This is a genomic window from Bartonella sp. AA1HLJMS, assembly GCF_042197445.1.
In the GTDB taxonomy this organism is placed as follows: Bacteria; Pseudomonadota; Alphaproteobacteria; order Rhizobiales; family Rhizobiaceae; genus Bartonella.
In genome coordinates this window covers 1-1697 of the sequence record NZ_JBHIRW010000154.1, presented here as the reverse complement: position 1 = coordinate 1697, position 1697 = coordinate 1, and the positions used below count along the sequence as shown (strand labels likewise).

At 37.7% G+C, this 1697-nt stretch carries 2 protein-coding genes; one reads left to right on the top strand and one right to left on the bottom strand.

The window, feature by feature from the left end:
- Nucleotides 1–73: 73 nt before the first annotated feature.
- Nucleotides 74–379 (top strand): BrnA antitoxin family protein, encoded by a 306-nt coding sequence (locus ACFIQE_RS10165; protein WP_375630443.1) that lies wholly within the window; start codon nucleotides 74–76, stop codon nucleotides 377–379.
- A gap of 50 nt (nucleotides 380–429) precedes the next feature.
- On the opposite strand, the gene ACFIQE_RS10160 is transcribed toward ACFIQE_RS10165, so the two are convergent.
- Nucleotides 430–1020, bottom strand: a complete 591-nt coding sequence (locus ACFIQE_RS10160) for an antA/AntB antirepressor family protein (protein ID WP_375707677.1) — start codon at nucleotides 1018–1020, stop codon at nucleotides 430–432.
- Between the last annotated feature and the right edge of the window lie 677 nt (nucleotides 1021–1697).

Below are 1697 nucleotides of genomic sequence, written 5' to 3'. Positions count from 1 at the left end.
GCAAAGCTTGGCAATGAAGCGATATCCATTATCAGTTTTCGTCAAGCGAATAAAAAAGAAAGAGAGGTTTTCAATGACTATCAAAAAAACCTTTGAAACAGAATGTGGCTACACAAAAGAAGATTGGGACGCTGTGGATTCCCCACCACTAACAGATGAAGAACTTGCACGCTTAAAGCCAGCTAAAGACGTTTTACCAGCCTCCTTTTTTAAGTATGTAACAGAAGAACGCCGTAAACGTGGGCGTCCACCCGTTGAATCTCCTAAACAAGCGGTTACTCTCCGTCTCGACCCAAATGTTATTGCCTCTTTTAAAAAACAAGGAAAAGACTGGCGAACACGTATGGGTGAAGTCTTAAAAAAAGCAAGTGGCAGCTAAACCAACCACCTCCCCATTGTTGATAACGGGGAGGAGAGATGTGTCTTAATCTAAGCAGCTTTTACGACAGATCTTTCTAAGACTTGTTTTGCTTCTTTAATGAGAGCTTTGTATTTTCTGTTTTCTTCATCTACTCTGAAGGCATCAAGAAGACGAACATGAATTGGACCCAGAAGATACAAAACTTTTTCACCAGCGTTCATACCTTCCCAATAACTTGGCAAATCAAAGCGTGTATCATTATCATAATCAACAGATTGGCTTTTTAGTTTCTTCTCGCACTCAATAAAGTAACGGCGTGCTTGACGTCCTTTCTCATTACGTTCCACCATTGAGAGCTCTTTCGCCATGTCTAAAGTGATGTGGTATTCTGTACTTGGACGACCGCCTTTAGGTTTTACTAAATTTTTAGTAAAACTCACAAAGCCTTGATTTTCTTGAAAGGTATTAGGTTTCGCTAAAATTTTAGCGAAACTTATAAAGTCCTTATTTTCTAGGAAACCATACTCCTCAATGCGATTTTTTATCCAATTTCTAAATTCGGATTTGACTTCTAAAAACGTATGCAAATCACGTGCATTTACTGCTTGAACTGTTTCTTGATCAATCGTTTGTTCTGTAATTTTAATAAGAGTGTTCATAATGAACTCCTTGTTGATTAGGCTTTCTATTGACATCCTAAGAGGATGCCGGGTGCTAGAAAACACGGCAACAAGCCCGTCGTTACGCCTTTCCCCATGAGGGTATTGTATAGCGTAACCACACCCGACAATATTATTCTACGCATGTAGCATATAATGAGTCAAAGTCTTTAATGTGCGGAAGACTGATTATTTCGGCAACCAATCCGCTTGTTGTTTTAAGGTGTTTTCTAGGCACCTGATTCGAAAATACCTATTACTATAGAATTGTCAAGTAACAAAAATTACTTCTTGCTAAGAAAACGTTTCACATACTGTACAGTGTACATATTTAAATTGTTATTTATCAATGAGTTAAGTGTACAATGTACAGTTGATTTGAAAATTCTGTCGCTAGCGATAGTTCGCGCTCGCCTGCCCCGCAAAGAAGCCAACCCGCTGGGAAGTACCTTTTGAATTGATTTTATTGATTTTTTATGAAAAAAACAAAGCATAAGTGATAATCTGTTTTTAAAATCGCAATAAGAATATGTAATGCTTAAACTCATAAGGATATGTAAGATATAGATAAAGCTTGAGAACATGATCTAGCCTTTCTTGTTGGCAGCATATTCTTGACGAGCAAGTTGGTACTGTATGTTTTTGATTAGTCTTTCATTGGCTTCGTTTACAATAGC